Source organism: Sorangium aterium (assembly GCF_028368935.1).
Lineage (GTDB): Bacteria > Myxococcota_A > Polyangia > Polyangiales > Polyangiaceae > Sorangium > Sorangium atrum.
In genome coordinates this window covers 1516123-1532084 of record NZ_JAQNDK010000004.1, presented here as the reverse complement: position 1 = coordinate 1532084, position 15962 = coordinate 1516123, and the positions used below count along the sequence as shown (strand labels likewise).

Sequence of the window (15962 nt, the reverse complement as noted above, 5' to 3'; positions counted from 1 at the left end):
GGCGGTGAGCAGGTGAGCGAGATCGCCCGGAGCCTCGGGATGCCAATCGGGACCGCCCTCTCGCAGCTCCGCCGAGGGCGCAGCCACCTTGCCGCCATGCTCAAGCAGCGGCGTCGCGTATTCGGTTACCCCGCCTTGCCATCAAACGCAAACTGCCCCTTGTTCCCGTTGAGGGGGCGCAAGCCCTCTGTGCCAACGTCGGGTGAGACAGGCTCCCCCTGGAAATCTGTGGTGAGAGGGCGGAGAATGGACCTGACCCGTGCCGAAGCCTTCCCATCTCCGATCCGTCGATCCTACCCTTGCCCCAGCGGCGCAGGGCGCTGCTCCTCGCGCGAGTGGCGTCGCCGTCGAGACCATGCCGAAGGCGGGCAAGAGGCGGAAGTTCTCGGCGGCGGAGAAGCTGCGCATCGTTCGCGAGGCGGCCGCATGCACCCAGCGCGGCGATATCGAGGCGCTGCTGCGCCGCGAGGGCATCTACAGCTCCCTCCTGACGGCGTGGCGCAAGCAGCTCGCTCTCCACGGCAGCGAGGCTCTCGCGGGCGCAAGCCCGGCCGCAAGCCGAAGCAGGACGCGAAGGACCGGCGCATCGCCGAGCTCGAGAAGCGCTCGGCCCGACTCGAGGAGAAGCTCGCGCTCGCTGAGAAGCTCATCGATCTCCAAAAAAAAGTCTCTGCCATTCTGGTCATCAACCTCACGAGCGACGAAGAGCGCTGATGGACGTTATCGAAGAGCTCGATGACCCGCACGTCCCCATCGCGCAGGCGTGCGCGACACTCGGCGTCAGCCGCGCTACGCTCTACCGGCAGACCCAGCCCGCGAGGCCACCCGCGCTGCGGGGGCCCGTTCCGAGCCCACGCCGTCTCAGTGACCCCGAGCGGCAAACCGTGCTCGATGTGTTGCACAGCGACGAGTTCGTCGACCAGCCCCCGCCGGAGGTCTACGCGACGCTGCTGTCGCGCGGCGTCTACCATGCCTCCATCCGTACGATGTACCGCCTGCTCGCGGCGTCCGGCGAGAGCGGCGAGCGACGCGCGCAGCGTGGGCCGACGAAGCATGCCAAGCCGACGCTCACCGCCACAGCCCCCAACCAGATCTGGACGTGGGATATAACCAAGCTGCGCGGGCCGCTGCCCGGGGTCTTCTACTGCCTGTACGTCGTCCTCGACCTGTTCAGTCGCATGACCGTCGGCTGGCTGCTCGCCGAGCGCGAGAGCGCGGAGCTCGCCGAGCACCTCTTCGCAGAGACGGTCGCCCGCCACGGCGTCGAGCCCGGTTCGCTCACGGTGCACGCCGACCGCGGCTCCGCGATGAGGTCGGAGGGGCTCGCTCAGCTCCTCGGCTCGCTCGGCGTCGTTCGAAGCTTCAGCCGGCCTCACGTCAGCGATGACAACGCCTTCTCCGAGTCGCAGTTCAAGACGCTCAAGTACCAGCCCGACTATCCGGACCGCTTTGCCTCGCTGGCTCATGCGCGGTTCGAGGCGAAGCGCCGTCGGCCGCTCACGGTGGAGCTCGATGGTTTCAACGTCGAGGCGGCGGTGCGCATCGAGGGCTACGACGACGAGGGGCGCGAGCGGCTCGTCCGGTATTGCGCGCGTCCCTGCTTCGCTTTGGAGCGGCTCAGCATCCTCCGCGACGGTCGGGTGGCCTATCAGGTGAAATACCCGCGGCGAAAAGGAACGCATCGGGTGATGACGCCGATTGTGTTTTTCGCGAGGCTCGCCGCGCTGGTGCCGCCGCCGCGCCATCCGCTGGTGCGCTACCACGGTGTGCTCGCGCCGCATGCGAAGCAACGCAGCCTCGTGGTGCCGAAGGCGACGGGGAAGGCGCGTAAGGGCGAGCAGCGCGCCGGAGCTGATAGCGCGGGCAGCGATGACAAGAAGAAGACGACGACGATCACGCCCTTGCCGGCGAGGCAGGCGCCGAAGGGGCCGGCGAGAGGCATGGAGACGCCGTAGCGCAGAGGAGACGAGCGAAGCGAGGCGGCGCCGTCGGCAGTGTCGGAGCGAGGCGCTCGGGACGTGGCGGTTGGGGCGCTGCTGACGATGGTGCATGGCGCGGTCGAGCGCGAGCGGGTGTCGACTGCGCTGGGCGCTGTACTGCCGTGGGCTGATGTTGGATTCGTGTCGGAGGGGATCTCGGTCCAGCATCTTGATCGGCTGCTGGATGGGCTCCTTCTGGCGACGTCGCCTCGCGTCGAATGGGCGAAGCTTTTGCGGCGGACTTACGCAGTAGATGTTCTCGCGTGCCCGCGATGCAGCGGGCGGATGCGACTCATGGCCGCGATCACGGAAGGCGACGGCGAGGAAGATCTTGAGCCACCTCGGTCTGTTCGCCGAGCCGCTGGAGTGCCGCGCGCGGTACCCGGCGGACCCCGCGTGACGAAACTGAAAGGGGAGGGACGCTGCTCGACGACGTGGCCGGGGGGAGGTCTGCCCTGAGGTGCGTGCGCCGGCCATCACGACGCGCCGCGAACCGCGACGGCGGCCGTTTGGACGAGCTCAGTAGTGTACAGCTATACGGTAGGATGCCTTCCGCTTGGTGCCAGTAGTGTACATCTATACGGTAGGATGCCTTCCGCTTGGCGCGACGTCGCGGTAATCGCAGGCGTTTCACGAGTGGAAGGCCTGTCTGATCGCATAAGGCCCGTTCTGTCGATAAACTCGTACAGTCGGACTGCACGAGCCAGGAACGGCTCCGAGAATCTTGACTTTGCGGAACGCGTTTGCTTGTCCTATCCGCACGGAGACAGCTGATGGACCTGGTGGAAGACTTCGCCGAGCCTGGGGTCTCGGTGGTCGCCGCGTGCGCCGCGCTGGGAGTGAGCCGTGCGACGTTGTACCGAGGTACGAGCCCGCCGCGGCCACCGGCGATACGAGAGCGCGTGCCGAGTTAGGATTCTCGTGACCGCTGTCTCATCCGCGTTGACAAATTCCACCTCCGTCGACCGAACGAGAATTCGCCGACGTACTTTGGGTTTCGCAGCATCTCGCGAATGGCGGAGTGCATCCAGCCCGCGCCAGCTCGGCGTCGCCCACGAGCGCCCACGTGCTCACCCGCGGATCGGACCGAGGGAGCGAACAGCGAAGGAATAAATTTCTAGACCGTGACTCCGGTACTTACAAGCGGTAGGTAAACCCGTACGTCCCCTTTATGGAGAGGCCTAATGAACCGCGCTTCCCTCGTCGTCATTCTCAACTCGTTCGCGTGTGCCTCGGCGCTCGTCGGTTGCTCGTCCGATTCGAGCGACACGCAGGGCTCTGGAGGTAGCGCTCCCAATGGTTCCGCAGGCACCGGTGCCGTGGCCACGGGCGGCTCGGCCACGGGCGGCTCGGCCACGGGCGGCTCGGCCACGGGCGGCTCGGCCACGGGCGGCTCGGCCACGGGCGGCTCGGACACGGGCGGCTCGGGCACGGGCGGCTCGGGCACGGGCGGCTCGGACACGGGCGGGGCTGCTGGCTCAGGTGGTAGCGGAGCCGGCGGGGCCGGGTCCGGTGGTGGCGCTGGTGGAGGCTCGGACACGGGTACGTTGTCCGCCGGGTGCGGCAAAACGCCGACCATTGACGCCAGCATGTACAATAACGGCAACCCGATCTCGATTACGGCGGCGAATCGGCAACGTCGATACATCCTGAGCGTGCCGGCCAACTACGACAATAAGAAGCCGTACAGATTGGTCATCGCTTGGCATCAGCTCGATGGAAACGACAAGCAGATGTATCAGCAGAACTACTACTGGCTGAAGGACATCGCCGACGCCGCCAGCAGTACGATCTTCGTGGCTCCCAATGGGGAGAAGAACGGAACGCCGTGCACCGGGACTGGCAACGGGGAAAGCGGCTGCGGGTGGCCCGACTCAAGCGGCTCGAACGTGGCACTCGCGGACGCCGTGGTAGAGCAGGTCGAGCAAAATTTCTGTATCGACAAGAGCAAGATCTTCGCAAACGGCTGGAGTTACGGCGGCAGCATGTCCTACCGGACGGCTTGCTCGCGTCCACTCGATGGAACCGGCACTTGGGGTGTCCGCGCCGTCGCCATCTACAACGGAGCGGCGCAGCTCAGTGCCGGCAACTGCAAGCCGAGCGAAGCGGTCGCCTTCTACGCATCCCATGGCACCAACGACAACGTCCTTCAGTACGGTGGCGGTGTCTCGATGGCGCAGACGTACGCCGGGCTGAACGGTTGCACCTGGAAGGAGCCGACAAGGGCCACCGGAAACCACGTGTGCACCAACTTCATGGGCTGCACGACGGGTTATCCGGTGGAGTTCTGCTCCTTCGTGGGACCGCACACGCCTGATCCGCCGCGAGAGGGTGGTCAACGTTGGCAACCGCAAGAGGTTTGGAAGTTCTTCAGTCAGTTCTAGGCTGCCAAGAGTCGAGCCTAAAACCTCTTGAAAGGTCCAAACGCGACCTCGATGCGACGTGGCCACGCCTCGCCAAACTCGACGCCGGAGATCTGCGTCAGGACATCGATACGTCGCGGCGGCACGCCCATCATGAACCCGATACCCGGCGTAGCGAGCTCCTGCTCCGTCAGCTCCGAGAGCGGCGCCCCGAACCGACGCAGGGCATCCATCACCCGCGCCGCGTTCTCAGGGCTCGCCTCGACCCAGATATCGAGGTCCTTGGTCGCGCGCGGGCGGCCATGCACGCCGACGGCGTAGGCCCCGATCACCAAGAACTTCGCGTCAACGGCGCACAGGGCGGAAATCAGATCGAGGAAGTCTTCGTTCATGGGCGGATCCCGGGAAGGCCAGCTCGAACAGCTCCTGACTTAGCTTCCAGGTGACCTCGGCACGCTGTTGGATGGGGATGGAGCTCCAGAAGAGGGCGTCCGCTTCCGCTTGCGCCTCGTCCTCTCCTGGCCGAAAGACGCGCATCATCCAGCCCGCGCGAGCCAACCGCCGCGCTTCCGCAGCCTCATCACCTGCGCTCATGGCCACACTGTACCATGCCGCTTGGCGGAGCCGATGGACAGGCCAGCGCAGCTGCGACCGCATCGACCTGGCGGACGTCCACAGCGCCGTCCACGCAGCTTCCGCCCGATGGTCACGGCTCTCTTCCGCACAGCAGCCCGGCGCAAGCGCGGCTCACCCCTGGCTCATCCGCTCGATCGCTTCCGCCAGCGCGCCGTCGTCCGCGCCCTCCGCGTCGCCCGAGAGCGCCTCCTCCGCGGCGGCGAGCGCCGCGTCGCGGAGGCGGTAGAGCTCGGGCTCGGGGATGCGCTCGCGCGCTGCGAGGACGCCCGGCGGGACGCCGCGCAGCATCTCCAGGACCAGGCCGAGGCGGCGGCGGGCCTCGGGCGGCGGCGGCGCGCCGAGGCCGAGCCGACGGCGCGTGGCCGGCGGCCCTCCGGCGAGGCGGCGCGCGGCCGCCTCGGCGACCTCCGCGGCGAGCGCGTTGTACGCCGGCGGCGACGGGAGCCGCGCCTCCATCCAGACGAGCAGCCGCACGAACTCGCGCGCCCCCTCGAACGCCCGCCGCCCGTGCAGCATGCGCCGGTTGTCGACGACCAGGATGTCCACCGGGCCGAGCGACAGCTCGATCAGCTCGCGCCGCGCCGCCTCGACGAACCGCGCGAGGCGCGCGGCGATCGCGTCCCCCGGCGGCACGAACGGCGCGTGCGTGAGCGCGAGCGCGCCGCCGCGGAGCGACACGGTGGGCCCGAAGAAGTCGCCGAAGACGAACGGGATGCGCCTGTACACCGTGAAGAGCGCGCGGAAGAGCTCGGGATCGGCGCGCTCGATCGCCGAGAGCAGCGGCCAGCCGTCGAGCAGGAGGCAGCCGCCGCCGCGCTCCGCGGGCCTGACGCAGGCCATGATCTGCACCGCCGGCGGCGCGCCCGCGAAGCACTGGCTGTCGGTGTGGAGCGGCGCCGCCGCGGAGCTCGCGGCGAACGACCTGCCGCCCGGCACGGCCTTGATCGGCTGCCGCTCCACCAGGAGCGGCCTTGCCCCGAGGAGCCGCTCGGCGAAGCTCCACGGCGCCCGCGCGGCCTCCTCGGGCGCCAGCGCCGCGTCGCCGCGGAGCACCGAGAAGCCACGCGCCGCGAGCTCGTCGAAGAGCCTCGCCGGACCGCCCTCCGGCCCAGGCCAGATCCATCGCTCGCTCATGGGCGCGCTCCGCGGGGGCGCTCGAAGGGCAAAATCATCCTATTTATCCAGCACATACGGACCCGAGGATCGCGCCGTCCACCCCGCTCACGCATCGAGGAAGCGGGCCTCCCGGAAGCCGGCCCGGAGCAGATCGCGCGGGATGGGCACGATCCGGAGCAGCGCCGTGCCCTCGGGCACCTCGACCGGCGCCCCGAGCCGGCGCACGTGGAACACCGCCGGGGTCGCGAAGAACGCGTCGGTCGCGACCACGCCGCGCATCACGTCGTAGCCGTCGCCGTTGACGCCGTCGAGAAGGCTCGACCAGCCCGGCGGCGTCCGGGTGAAGGCCCACGGCTTCACGAAGAAGTGCGGCTCGCCCGGCGGATGCGGCGTGAAGTACTTCGTCAGGTACCAGAGCGCCCCGCGGTTCGCGGCGATGAAGTCGTCGCCGAAGGTCTGCGCGAACATGTGCTCCACCGCGGCCGCCGCGTCGGCGAGGCGCGGCGCGTCCGGCGCGACGGCGAGCGTGTGCCCGTCGAACGTCGCGCGGAACGCGACGGCGTTCCTCACCACGATCGACGCGAGCCGCCGAGCACCCCCGCGCCAGGGGACCGGATCCGGCCCGGCCGCGGTCGTGACCTCGGTCACCTCGGTGATCTCCGGCACCGCCGGCCCCGCGACGACCAGCCGCACGCGCGCCGGCCCCGCGCTCCCCTCGCCCGCCTTCTCCTCGCCCGCGCGCCTTTCGCCCGCCTTCTCCTCGCCCGCGCTCCCCTCGCCCGCCTTCTCCTCGCCCGCGCCCGCGTTCCGCCAACCCGCCGTGCCCCCCACGAGCCGCCGGTACTTGCGGGTCACCTGGCCCTTCTTCACCGCGAAGTACTTCGCGTCGTAGAACTCCGCGTGCGCCCGCCCCACCTCGGGCGCTTCCGCGAGCGAGCACGCCTCGATCTGCACGTCGGGGAGCACCGGCGCGATACAGCCGATCTCGCCCTCGATCTGCAGGCTCTGCGGAGCCTCGTCGCGGACGCGCAGCTCGACCACCAGCGGGACGAACGCGCCGTCGTCGGCGAGGTACGCCTCGCTCACCTCGATCAGCGCGTTCCGGCGGTTGGCTGCCCCCGCGACGCGCAGCCACAGGCCCGGGTCCGGGCGCACCAGGAGCCCGGTCCACAGGCGCAGGCGAGGCGGCCCCAGCCCCTTCCGGCACGTCCAGGCGAGGCCGCCGCGCAGCGCCCGGTGCCATGCCCCTTCCGGCGCCAGGAAGCCCTGCGAGACCAGCCGGGGCAGCGCGGCGCGATGGGCGCGGACGAGCGCCTCGCGGTGCTCGCCCGCCGGCTCGGCGCGGAGCGACCCGAGGCGCCGCCGCACCTCGATCGGCCGCGCCAGCGTGATCTGGAGCCCGAACGCGTTGCCCTCGAGCAGCGGCACGCACGCCTTCGCCACCCGGAGCGGCACCGCACCGTCGAGATCGCCGGTGCGCCGGGTGAGCCGGCACAGGCCGAGGGCGTCGAGCACCTCGAAGCGGGCGTCACCCGCCGCAGCCACCACCACCGCCGCAGCCGCCGCCGCCGCCGCAGCCGCCGCCGCCGCCGCAGCTCGACGAGCTGCAGCTCGATCCGCCCGACGAGCCGCCCCCCGTCGAGATCGGCGGGGGCGGGGTCATCGCATAGACCATCGGCCCGAAGAGCGGCGACATCGCGAGCGCCGCCGTGCCGCTCGCGGCGACCGTCAACCCGATGTCCACCGCCTCCCGGCGGCGGCCGCTGGCGACGTCGGAGCGGAGCGAGACCGTCGAGTCGTCGATCCACCTGAGGTAGTCCGACTTCATGGTGCTGTAGGCGCTCGCGGTCCGCGCCACGATCCACGTGGCGACGAGCAGCGCGATCATCTCCACCACCAGGAACGAGTACGGCCGATCGAGCTCCTCCGCCCGGATGGCGCGGATCAGGCCCACGCCGAGCAGGCCGACGCCGACCGCCCACACAACGGCCGAGAGGGCCGTCATCGTCCCCCGCGGGCGCAGCATCCCTGCGGCGGCGAGCTCGGCGCGGAGCTCCGGCTCGAAGCGGGCCGCGATCTGGTCGGCGGAGGCGCGCACCTGATCGAGCGAGAGCGCCACCATCCGATCGCCGTGCGCGCCCCTCGACGAGAGCGAGCTGAAGAACGCCGCGAGCACCCGGTCCGGCGGGGCCGAGCCGACCATGACGTGGAGCGCCTGCGGCGCGTCCTTCGCCTCCCCCGCGGGGACGAGCCAGCCCGCGGCCATCGCGACCGCGATCAGCGTGGCGGCGACGCCCTTGTTCCCGTCGCGGAGGTACGCGATCGCCCAGTACTCGTCCGGCTGAGGGATCCAGCCCGCCGAGAGCCGCTGCCGCGGCGGCGCATGGGCGTAGGCCGGGGTTCGGTAAGGCGCGCCCCCCGGCGCCCCCGCGACCGCCGCGGCGCCGCTCAGCTGCGCGGAGCGATCGAGGGAGGCGCCGACGGCGCTGCGCACCAGGATGGCGACGACGAGGCCGGCGATCGAGAGCGCCAGATAGAAGAGCAGGAACGCCGGCCCCGACCCCATGTTGAACGGGAAGAAGTCGAAGATCTCGTGGATCATCGCGCCGCCTCCTCGTGCTCCAGCCGGTCGACGTCGTCGACCGCGCGCGCGAGCAGCTCTGCCAGCGCCGCGTAGGCCGCGCCCGGCGCCTCGTGGACGCGCTGCAGCGGGGCCACGTCGACGCCGAGGAGCTTGCCCGATCCGGCGAGCACCGTGCCCAGATCGTCGCCGCCCTCGATCCCGTGCAGGCCGAGCAGGGCGTGGAGCGGGCCGCGGATCTGCTTCACCTTGCGGGAGACCGCGCCCTTCAAGGCGTCGTCCGCGCCCATCCCGTCCACCACCGCGCGCCGGAGGCGGATCTGCGCCTCGCGCAGCTCCTGCTCGACGCGCAGGCGGCGGTTCTTGCCGTCGATCACGAGCGCCGAGAACGGGTCGCGGCCGGAGAGGAGCACGTGGCACCGGCGGATGTCGTCGTAGAGCAGCGGGAACACGTCCGCGGCCCGCGGGATCTCGGCGGCGGTCAGGATCATCGCCTCGATGCGGGCCGCGTAGCGCGCGATCCGGAGCGCGTTGGCGATCGCGTCGAGGCTCTGGCGGGAGGCCTCCGCGAGCACCACCATCAGATCGACGTCGCTCTGCCCGTCGCGGTAGCCGCCCCGCGCCGCGCTCCCGTACACGAGCAGGCACGAAAGCTCCTCACCGAGCGTCCGCTCCAGGCCCTCCTTGAGCTCGACGAGCCGCGCCTGCACCGGCGCCGGCAACCTGGAGACGGCGCTCCCCGTGGCGATGGATCCCTCGTTCATGGTCTACCTTCGCGGCTCGATCAGCCGGACCTCGGCGCTCGAGCCCATCCCCTTGATCGCCCAGACTACCCGACCTCCCGGCAGCCGCTCTCGCCGAATGAAGGGCAGGAACCTGGGCTTGACGCCCCCGTCGCCCGCGGGCCCGACGAAGCGGGCGCGGAGCAGCAGGCGGTCGACGATCGCCTCCGGCGCGAGCCGGGCGTCCTCCACCGCCGCCGCGGCGATGCGGAGCGCGTCGGCGACCGCCGTGAGGCTCGGGGCCCGCGGCGACGCCTCGACACACCGGGCCCCTAGGCGCGCGACCGCCTCGCGGTGAGGCGAGAGCCGCGGCAAGAGCGGGAGCGCGTCGTCGACGCGCTTGCGCTGGAGGATCGCGCGCGACCGGGCGACGTCCTCGGCGTCGAACGGAGGCACGGCCTCCGGCGGCGGATCGACGGGTGAGGTGAGCAGCTCGGCCACGCGGGCCTGGACCTCGGCGAGCGCCGACGCCGATGGAGGGGAGGCGTCGGCAGAATTTTTCAGCAAGGCGCGAGAGGCAGGCAACCCCGGTCGGGTCGGCGCCAACGTGGGTTCGGCCAGCGGCAAGGCGGCGCGAGAGGCAGGCAACCCCGGTCGGGTCGGCGCCAACGTGGGTTCGGCCAACGTCGGTCGGGTCAACGTCGGTCGGGACGGCGCGGACCGGGCGATCGCCCTCGCGGTCGCTATCTCGGCCGCGAGCGCGGCGAAGGGCGGGAAGTCGCCGTCGCGCTCGAGGAGGATCGGGAGAGGCCCGGTGCGAGCAACGACCTGGGCCAGCAGGGCGAACACCGGCGCGGGGACCGGATGGGCATGCGTGTCGAAGTAGAAGCCGTGCTCCACGACGCCGCCGGCGATGTGGATCATCGCCACGCGCTCGAGCGGGTAGGAACCGACGAGCTCCCCGGGATCGACGCCGGCGTTGACGGCGTTCGCATAGACATTGCCGACGTCGAGGAGCAGATCGCACCCGGTGCGGTCGACGACCTCGGCGTAGAAGTCCCCCTCCCCGAGGGCGTCGCCGGGGAACCGCAGCGTGCACGCCGCGTTCTCGAGCAACAGGGGGATGTCCGGGAGCGCTCGCCGGGCGGCGGCGACGTTCCGCGCGACAGCGCGCGCCGCCTCGAGCGTGTACGGCAGGGCGGTGAGGTGGCCGATCTCCCGGCCGCCGCCGCGCACGAACGCGACGTGCTCGCTCACGACCGGGGCCGAGAGCTCCCGGCAGAGCGCCCCGAGGCGGCGCGCGCGGTCCATGTCGATGCCCGAGGCGCTGCCGAGCGAGAGCTTCACGCCGTGTGGCACCACCGGCCAGATGCGCGCGATGGCCGAGGCCTCGCGCCGCGCGGCCGGGCTCGCGAAGCAGGCCTCGGCCACGACCTCGACGAAATCCACGGCGCCGGGCGCGGACAGCAAGTCGGCGGCGAGCTCGGGGCGGAATCCGACGCCGACGACGCCGACGCCGGAGAGGGGCGATCTGGGGGCGGGCACGAGCACGCGGGGACCTGCCTCAGTCTGCCCTCGCGGAGGGATCCGGAACAGAGGACATCGGGATCGGCTAGAAGTCGAGCTCACCCGAGATGCGAGAGGCAGCACCCATGCGCGTGGCGATCCTCGACGACTACCAGGGCGTGGCGCTCCGGATGGCCGACTGGCGAAGCCTCCACGGCCAGGCGGTCGAGGACATCCGCGCCTTCCTCGATGGCAAGGTGCTGCGTCCCTTGAACCAGCTCCCGGCCGATCCGGCCCCGCTCGGATAGCGGCCGCCGCCGCGCCCCGCGCGTCAGAGGAACTGGCTGCTCCACTTGCGGAACGTCATGATGCCTTTCTCCCCGGCGCACAGGACGGGCTGAGCGCGGTAGATCTTGTTCTCCCAGATGGGGATGTCCTCCTCGATCTGCCGGCAGACCTCCGCGGCCAGGGCCTGGCCGAGGCGCTGCGCGCCGTCGTTGCGCAGCCAGAAGGCGACGCGGATGTCGACGAGCTCGTCGTCGATCGGGGTGACCGTGTTCACGAAGAGGAGCTCGACGATGCCGGTGAAGCGGATCGTCCCGTACCCCATGCCGTGGCCTTCCCAGGTGATCGTGCCGTCGACCACCTGCCCTCCCGGGCCCTTCTGCTTCACCGCCGACCTGGATCGGATGATATGGCCCTCGATCTCGATCTCGGTCCGGGGCGGCACCAGCATGCCGTGCACCGTCACGAAGTGGGCTGGATCCACGATGTTCTCGAGGTTCTCCTGGATGTGCGTCCGGACCCTCCAGCGCTTGGTCAGCTTCGGGGACCACTCCGTCGAGCGCGCCTCGGCGAGCGGCGGGATCTCGAAGGCGGGGGGCTCGCCGCCGAGCGCGTGGTGGACAAGGATCAGGCCGTCGAGCTCCCGTACCTCCCAGGCGCGGGTCCTCGCTTTCGGCGGGATCGTGTCCGCATAAGGGATGTGCACGCACTTCCCTTCGCCGGAGATCACCCATCCGTGGAACGGGCACCGGATGCCGCCCTGCTCGACGCGGCCGCCCACCCCGAGGTGCGCGCCCATGTGAGGGCAGTGGGCGTCGAGGACCCGGGCCTCGCCGTCCTGCGTCCGGAACAGCACCAGATCCTGCCCGAAGCAGCGGAGCGGAATGGGCCCGCCCGTGGACAGCTCGTCCGAGGTGGCGACCTGGAACCAGCCTCGGGGGAAAGGCTGCAGGGGAATTCGAGCGCTCACGTGGATCTCCTCGGCTCAGCGTCTGTCGGGGTCGCCCGCGCGCTCATGCAGCGCCGGGCGGCGGGGCTTCATCGTGCCGGTGATCGCGGCATGAGAACGTCACTCTACCAGCAAACCTCGCAGGCGTGAGTGCGCCGAGGCACTGGCACGCTCCCTCGCCGCGCGCGGCGCGCCTGGCAAGCAGCCGGGCGGCCGGACGCGAGCTGCTGGGCATCCGGGGCGGGTGGTGGGGTACTTACCCTGCCCTGCCGGAATGATGGAACCGCCAAGGACGCCAGAAGACGCCAGAAGACGCCAGGATTTTATGTTTTTCTTGGCGTCTTCTGGCGACTTGGCGGTTCAAAAGACGCCACCTTCGGCCAAAGTACACCACCCCCCGTGGGCGAGCTACGCTCGCGCCGGAAGGAGCGCAGCACGCTGTGGTCCCCATGCTCGGCGCAGTGTAGGCTCGGCCGCGTGTCAGGACCGCGCTGGGCTCGCCGCGCGAGGAGGGCGACGCAGGCCGTCGTCGCGGCGACGGGGCTCGCGCTGCTCGCGCTGCGCTACGTGATCCCTGCCCTGATGATGCAGGCGCATCCGATCGGGTCGACGGCGTCGCCCTACGGATATGTCGAGTACGTGCCGCCGGAGCCGGGGCCGCGCCCGCTCCTGCTCGTGCTGCACGGCGGGGGCAGCCGCGGTGATGGTACGCACCCGCGCGCCATCATCCACCGCCTGCCCCCGCTGCGTTATCTGGCGCGCGCGCGCCTGTTCGGCATGTCGTCCCCGCTCGTCGACGCCGGCGCGCTGATCGCCGCACCGCAGTCGCCCGGCGAATGGGACCCGGCGAAGATCGACGCTTTCCTCGACCATCTGCTCGCAACGCACGAGATCGATCGCGACCGCATCTATGTCACCGGTCCGAGCATGGGTGGATGCGGAACCTGGCGCTACGCCGCTATCCATCCGGAGCGGCTGGCGGCGGCGCTCCCTATCTGCGGCGCTTGCCCGCAGACGGGTGAGCTAGCGGCGGGCCTGCGCACGCTGCCGGTGCGCGCGTTCCACGCCTTCGACGACGAGATCGTGCCGAACTACATGTCCGCGACCTGGGCGTCCGCCATCGCGGCGCTGCGGGGTGCCCCGACCGGCAATCCGATGCTGAGCTATCCGCCGGGGTCCGATTCGACCGCGGTGTTCGATGGCGGCGAGGTCGTCTGGCGTCCCGGCACCGACGCGTCCGCGGACGAGGCGCTCACGCTCACCGAGTTCGCGCGCGGCGGGCACGCCGTGTTCATCGATGTCTACGCCGAGGATGCGACCTGGCGCTGGCTGTTTGCGCAGCGCCGCGGCGCTCGTGCGCAATGAACGCACGGCGGGTACCGAGCCGTCACTCCCAGCCCGCGCAAACGGCGGCTGAAAACAGCCCGGCATCGGCCACGATTCGCGACGTGCGTCGTCGACGTGCGCGCGCCGCCGCCGTCGAGCCACGCGAAGCTCCCCTCCCGCGCCATGCGCAGCACGACGGGCAGCACCGTCGCATCCCTTGGACCCCAGACGAGGCGCGGGCGAATGGAGACGGTGGTCATGCCGCCGGGTTCGTTCGCCGCGAGCACGCGCCGCTCCGCCTCTGCCTTCGTCTCCGAGTACAGGAAGCGTTGCCTCTCGGGATAGGGGTGCGTCTCGTCGATAGCGATGAGATCATGGCCATCGAAGAGCGCCGCCTCGGTGCCGACGTGGACGAACCGGCGCACACCGGCGGCCCGCGCCGCGTCGAGCACCCGCGCCGTCCCCTCCACGTTGCCCTCCCAGAACTGCGCGCGCGTCCCCCACTCCTCGACATACGCTGCGCAGTGCACCGCGGCCTCGGCGCCTGCGAGGTCCTCACCCTTCAGCGTCCCGAGGTCGGCCGCGACCGGCGTCGCGCCATGACGTCGCACGACGTCGGCGCTCCTTGGCGAGCGCGCCAGCGCGCTCACCTCGTGACCGGCGCGCACGAGCCCCTCGATGAGATGGCCTCCGATGAACCCCGAGCCCCCCGTAACGAAGACCTTCATGGCCGCCACGATGCCCGCTCCCTCACCGGATGTCCAATGGGGCAGCGGCGGCGCCGGGACGGGCGCAGCGGTCGCGTCGGCTCGAACTACGGGGAGGCGTTGATTGGATTGCTGTGCCCGCGGTCAATCGTGTATCTCTCCCGGACCCTCTGTCACAAGGTCTCCCCGCACGACGACCTGGGCTTCTGCCGCGCGCGGCCCGATGTCGTCGGAGCCGCCCGCAGCAAGCGGGTAGAACTGATCAATCTCCAGCTCGCCCCCCACCGACGTTTCGGAAACGCCGCAGTAACCACACCGTCCACCGAAGGCGGCCCGCACGATTGCGCGCGCTTCAGTCGAGACGGCCATTCATGCAGCGGGCAGCGGCTCGCCGGCGACGCGGGCAAGTCCGTCGAGGATGGACGCGCGGCGCCGCTCGAACTCTTCGAGGAATCTGCGCGTGTCGGTCACGAGGGCCTGTTGCTGTGCCATGAGCTGGGCCAGCTGCTCGTTCTCGCCCTCGACGCTGGCCAGCTCGGCCGCCAGGTCGCCAGCCTCGGCTCGCAGCCGAGCCATCTCCGGGGCAAGCATCGCGGCCTCCTCCGCCTCGATCCGCGCCATCAGCGCCGCGAGCTCCTCCTGTTCGGGCTGCGTCAGCGTGCCGGAAAGCTCCCTGTCACGGAGGCGGTCGAGCCTGCTCTGGTCATCCTCGGTCCAGCTCATGGCAGCCACCCTACCCGTACCAGGCTCGGATCGCTGGGGCAACGGCCGGCGCTCGCGACGTGTGGCGACGCGAATCGCACAGCCGCCGCCATCTCCTGTATGGCAGCACGCGCATGCAGGCTGACAGCAGACGCACGTGGACCGCTGTGCCGACTCGTTGGTCGCGAGCCACCTATAGTCGACGGGATCGTCGGAGGGAGTGCTCCGGCGCCAAGACCGGTCCGGTCCTGCCGCCGAGCTGCGCGACCCGAGGGTGGACCAGAGCCGTCCCGCCAGGTTGCACGAATGTACATGTTGGTGTACATCTATTGAATGGCGCATCGCTACTCCGTCGCAGAAGCTCGGGCCAATCTCCCCTCCATCATCGAGCAAGCGGAAGCGGGTGAAGTCGTCGAGCTCACCCGGCGAGGTCGCCCCGTGGCGGTCGTCCTGTCCCGGGAGGAGTTCGAGCGGCTGCGCTCGGATCGACCGAGCTTCGGCGACGTGTACCGCGTGTTCCGAAAGCGGCACGTCCTTGAGGAGGTGGGCCTGGAGCGCGACTTCGCCGCGTCCGTTCGCGACCGTTCACCGGGTCGACAGGTCAAGCTGTGAGCCCGCGCTTCTTGCTCGACACCTCCACGATCTCGGAGCCGATGAAGAAGGTTCCCGACGAGGCGATGCTCGCGAAGATCGAGGCCCACGCGCACGAGAGTGCGCTCGCCGCCCCCGTATGGCACGAGCTGTGGTACGGCTGTCGGCTCCTGCCCTCAGGCAAGCGGCGCACAGCGCTGGAGGCGTACCTGCGCGAGGTCGTCTACGTGTCTTTTCCCATCTTGCCATACGACGCCGCGGCCTCGGCATGGCATGCCGACGAGCGCGCTCGGCTCGATGCGAAGGGAACGCCGGCACCGTTCGTGGACGGGCAGAGCGCCGCCATCGCGAAGAGCAACGACTTGATCTTGGTAACGGCGAACATTCGAGACTTTCAACGATTTCAGGGCCTGCCGATCGAGAGCTGGTCGAGCAGAAAAAAGAAGTAGGCGCCGCGTCATCGTATCGACAGCGAAGCCAGGTATCGCCGCGCAACCCC

Annotated in this window: 17 protein-coding genes; 7 read left to right on the top strand and 10 right to left on the bottom strand. The window is 70.4% G+C overall.

Annotation, left to right across the window (positions count from 1 at the left end):
• Positions 1–355 precede the first annotated feature (355 nt).
• Together POL72_RS37300 and POL72_RS37295 are read left to right on the top strand one after the other, a co-directional pair.
• A complete protein-coding gene (locus tag POL72_RS37300) occupies positions 356–739 on the top strand; it encodes a transposase (RefSeq protein WP_373372285.1) in 384 nt (127 codons plus the stop codon).
• Complete coding sequence (locus POL72_RS37295; protein WP_272101587.1) at positions 714–1955, top strand: DDE-type integrase/transposase/recombinase; 1242 nt, start codon at positions 714–716, stop codon at positions 1953–1955. Before POL72_RS37300 ends, POL72_RS37295 begins: the two co-directional genes overlap by 26 nt.
• A gap of 934 nt (positions 1956–2889) precedes the next feature.
• On the opposite strand, the gene POL72_RS51975 is transcribed toward POL72_RS37295, so the two are convergent.
• A complete protein-coding gene (locus POL72_RS51975; protein WP_373372284.1) occupies positions 2890–3045 on the bottom strand; it encodes a recombinase family protein in 156 nt (51 codons plus the stop codon).
• A 118-nt stretch (positions 3046–3163) separates the two neighbouring features.
• Between POL72_RS51975 and POL72_RS37290 the strand changes: the two genes are divergently transcribed.
• Positions 3164–4363: a CE1 family esterase gene (locus tag POL72_RS37290; RefSeq protein WP_272101586.1), complete on the top strand. Its 1200-nt coding sequence runs from the start codon at positions 3164–3166 to the stop codon at positions 4361–4363.
• Between the two features lie 17 nt (positions 4364–4380).
• Here the strand turns inward: POL72_RS37290 and POL72_RS37285 are convergent, their stop codons facing one another.
• From POL72_RS37285 to POL72_RS37260, 6 genes are all read right to left on the bottom strand, one after another.
• Entirely contained in the window at positions 4381–4734 is a 354-nt protein-coding gene (locus POL72_RS37285) for a hypothetical protein (RefSeq protein WP_272101585.1), read from the bottom strand.
• Between the two features lie 355 nt (positions 4735–5089).
• A complete protein-coding gene (locus POL72_RS37280) occupies positions 5090–6112 on the bottom strand; it encodes a TauD/TfdA family dioxygenase (protein WP_272101584.1) in 1023 nt (340 codons plus the stop codon).
• An 87-nt stretch (positions 6113–6199) separates the two neighbouring features.
• Positions 6200–7639 (bottom strand): hypothetical protein, encoded by a 1440-nt coding sequence (locus POL72_RS37275; RefSeq protein ID WP_272101583.1) that lies wholly within the window; start codon positions 7637–7639, stop codon positions 6200–6202.
• Positions 7623–8696 (bottom strand): DUF2207 domain-containing protein, encoded by a 1074-nt coding sequence (locus POL72_RS37270; RefSeq protein WP_272101582.1) that lies wholly within the window; start codon positions 8694–8696, stop codon positions 7623–7625. Before POL72_RS37270 ends, POL72_RS37275 begins: the two co-directional genes overlap by 17 nt.
• The gene (locus tag POL72_RS37265) at positions 8693–9439 is read right to left on the bottom strand and encodes a nucleotidyltransferase domain-containing protein (protein WP_272101581.1); all 747 of its coding nucleotides are present in this window, start codon (positions 9437–9439) and stop codon (positions 8693–8695) included. Before POL72_RS37265 ends, POL72_RS37270 begins: the two co-directional genes overlap by 4 nt.
• Before the next feature lie 3 nt (positions 9440–9442).
• Entirely contained in the window at positions 9443–10948 is a 1506-nt protein-coding gene (locus POL72_RS37260; protein WP_272101580.1) for an MbnB/TglH/ChrH family RiPP precursor modification enzyme, read from the bottom strand.
• A gap of 101 nt (positions 10949–11049) precedes the next feature.
• Between POL72_RS37260 and POL72_RS37255 the strand changes: the two genes are divergently transcribed.
• On the top strand, positions 11050–11211 hold the full coding sequence (locus POL72_RS37255) for a hypothetical protein (RefSeq protein WP_272101579.1): 162 nt from the start codon (positions 11050–11052) through the stop codon (positions 11209–11211).
• Between the two features lie 23 nt (positions 11212–11234).
• On the opposite strand, the gene POL72_RS37250 is transcribed toward POL72_RS37255, so the two are convergent.
• Positions 11235–12158, bottom strand: coding sequence for a Rieske 2Fe-2S domain-containing protein (locus POL72_RS37250; RefSeq protein WP_272101578.1), 924 nt, complete (start codon positions 12156–12158; stop codon positions 11235–11237).
• Between the two features lie 618 nt (positions 12159–12776).
• Between POL72_RS37250 and POL72_RS37245 the strand changes: the two genes are divergently transcribed.
• Entirely contained in the window at positions 12777–13502 is a 726-nt protein-coding gene (locus POL72_RS37245; RefSeq protein ID WP_272101577.1) for a carboxylesterase family protein, read from the top strand.
• Here the strand turns inward: POL72_RS37245 and POL72_RS37240 are convergent.
• Positions 13439–14191, bottom strand: coding sequence for an NAD-dependent epimerase/dehydratase family protein (locus tag POL72_RS37240; protein WP_272101576.1), 753 nt, complete (start codon positions 14189–14191; stop codon positions 13439–13441). The two genes, POL72_RS37245 and POL72_RS37240, sit on opposite strands and share 64 nt — an antisense overlap.
• 348 nt (positions 14192–14539) lie before the next feature.
• The gene (locus tag POL72_RS37235) at positions 14540–14893 is read right to left on the bottom strand and encodes a hypothetical protein (protein WP_272101575.1); all 354 of its coding nucleotides are present in this window, start codon (positions 14891–14893) and stop codon (positions 14540–14542) included.
• Between the two features lie 312 nt (positions 14894–15205).
• Here POL72_RS37235 and POL72_RS37230 point away from each other — a divergent pair, with 312 nt between their 5' ends.
• Together POL72_RS37230 and POL72_RS37225 are read left to right on the top strand one after the other, a co-directional pair.
• Complete coding sequence (locus tag POL72_RS37230; RefSeq protein WP_272101574.1) at positions 15206–15484, top strand: type II toxin-antitoxin system Phd/YefM family antitoxin; 279 nt, start codon at positions 15206–15208, stop codon at positions 15482–15484.
• Entirely contained in the window at positions 15481–15912 is a 432-nt protein-coding gene (locus tag POL72_RS37225) for a type II toxin-antitoxin system VapC family toxin (protein WP_373372283.1), read from the top strand. The genes POL72_RS37230 and POL72_RS37225 overlap by 4 nt, the downstream gene beginning before the upstream one ends.
• The last annotated feature ends 50 nt before the right edge of the window (positions 15913–15962 follow it).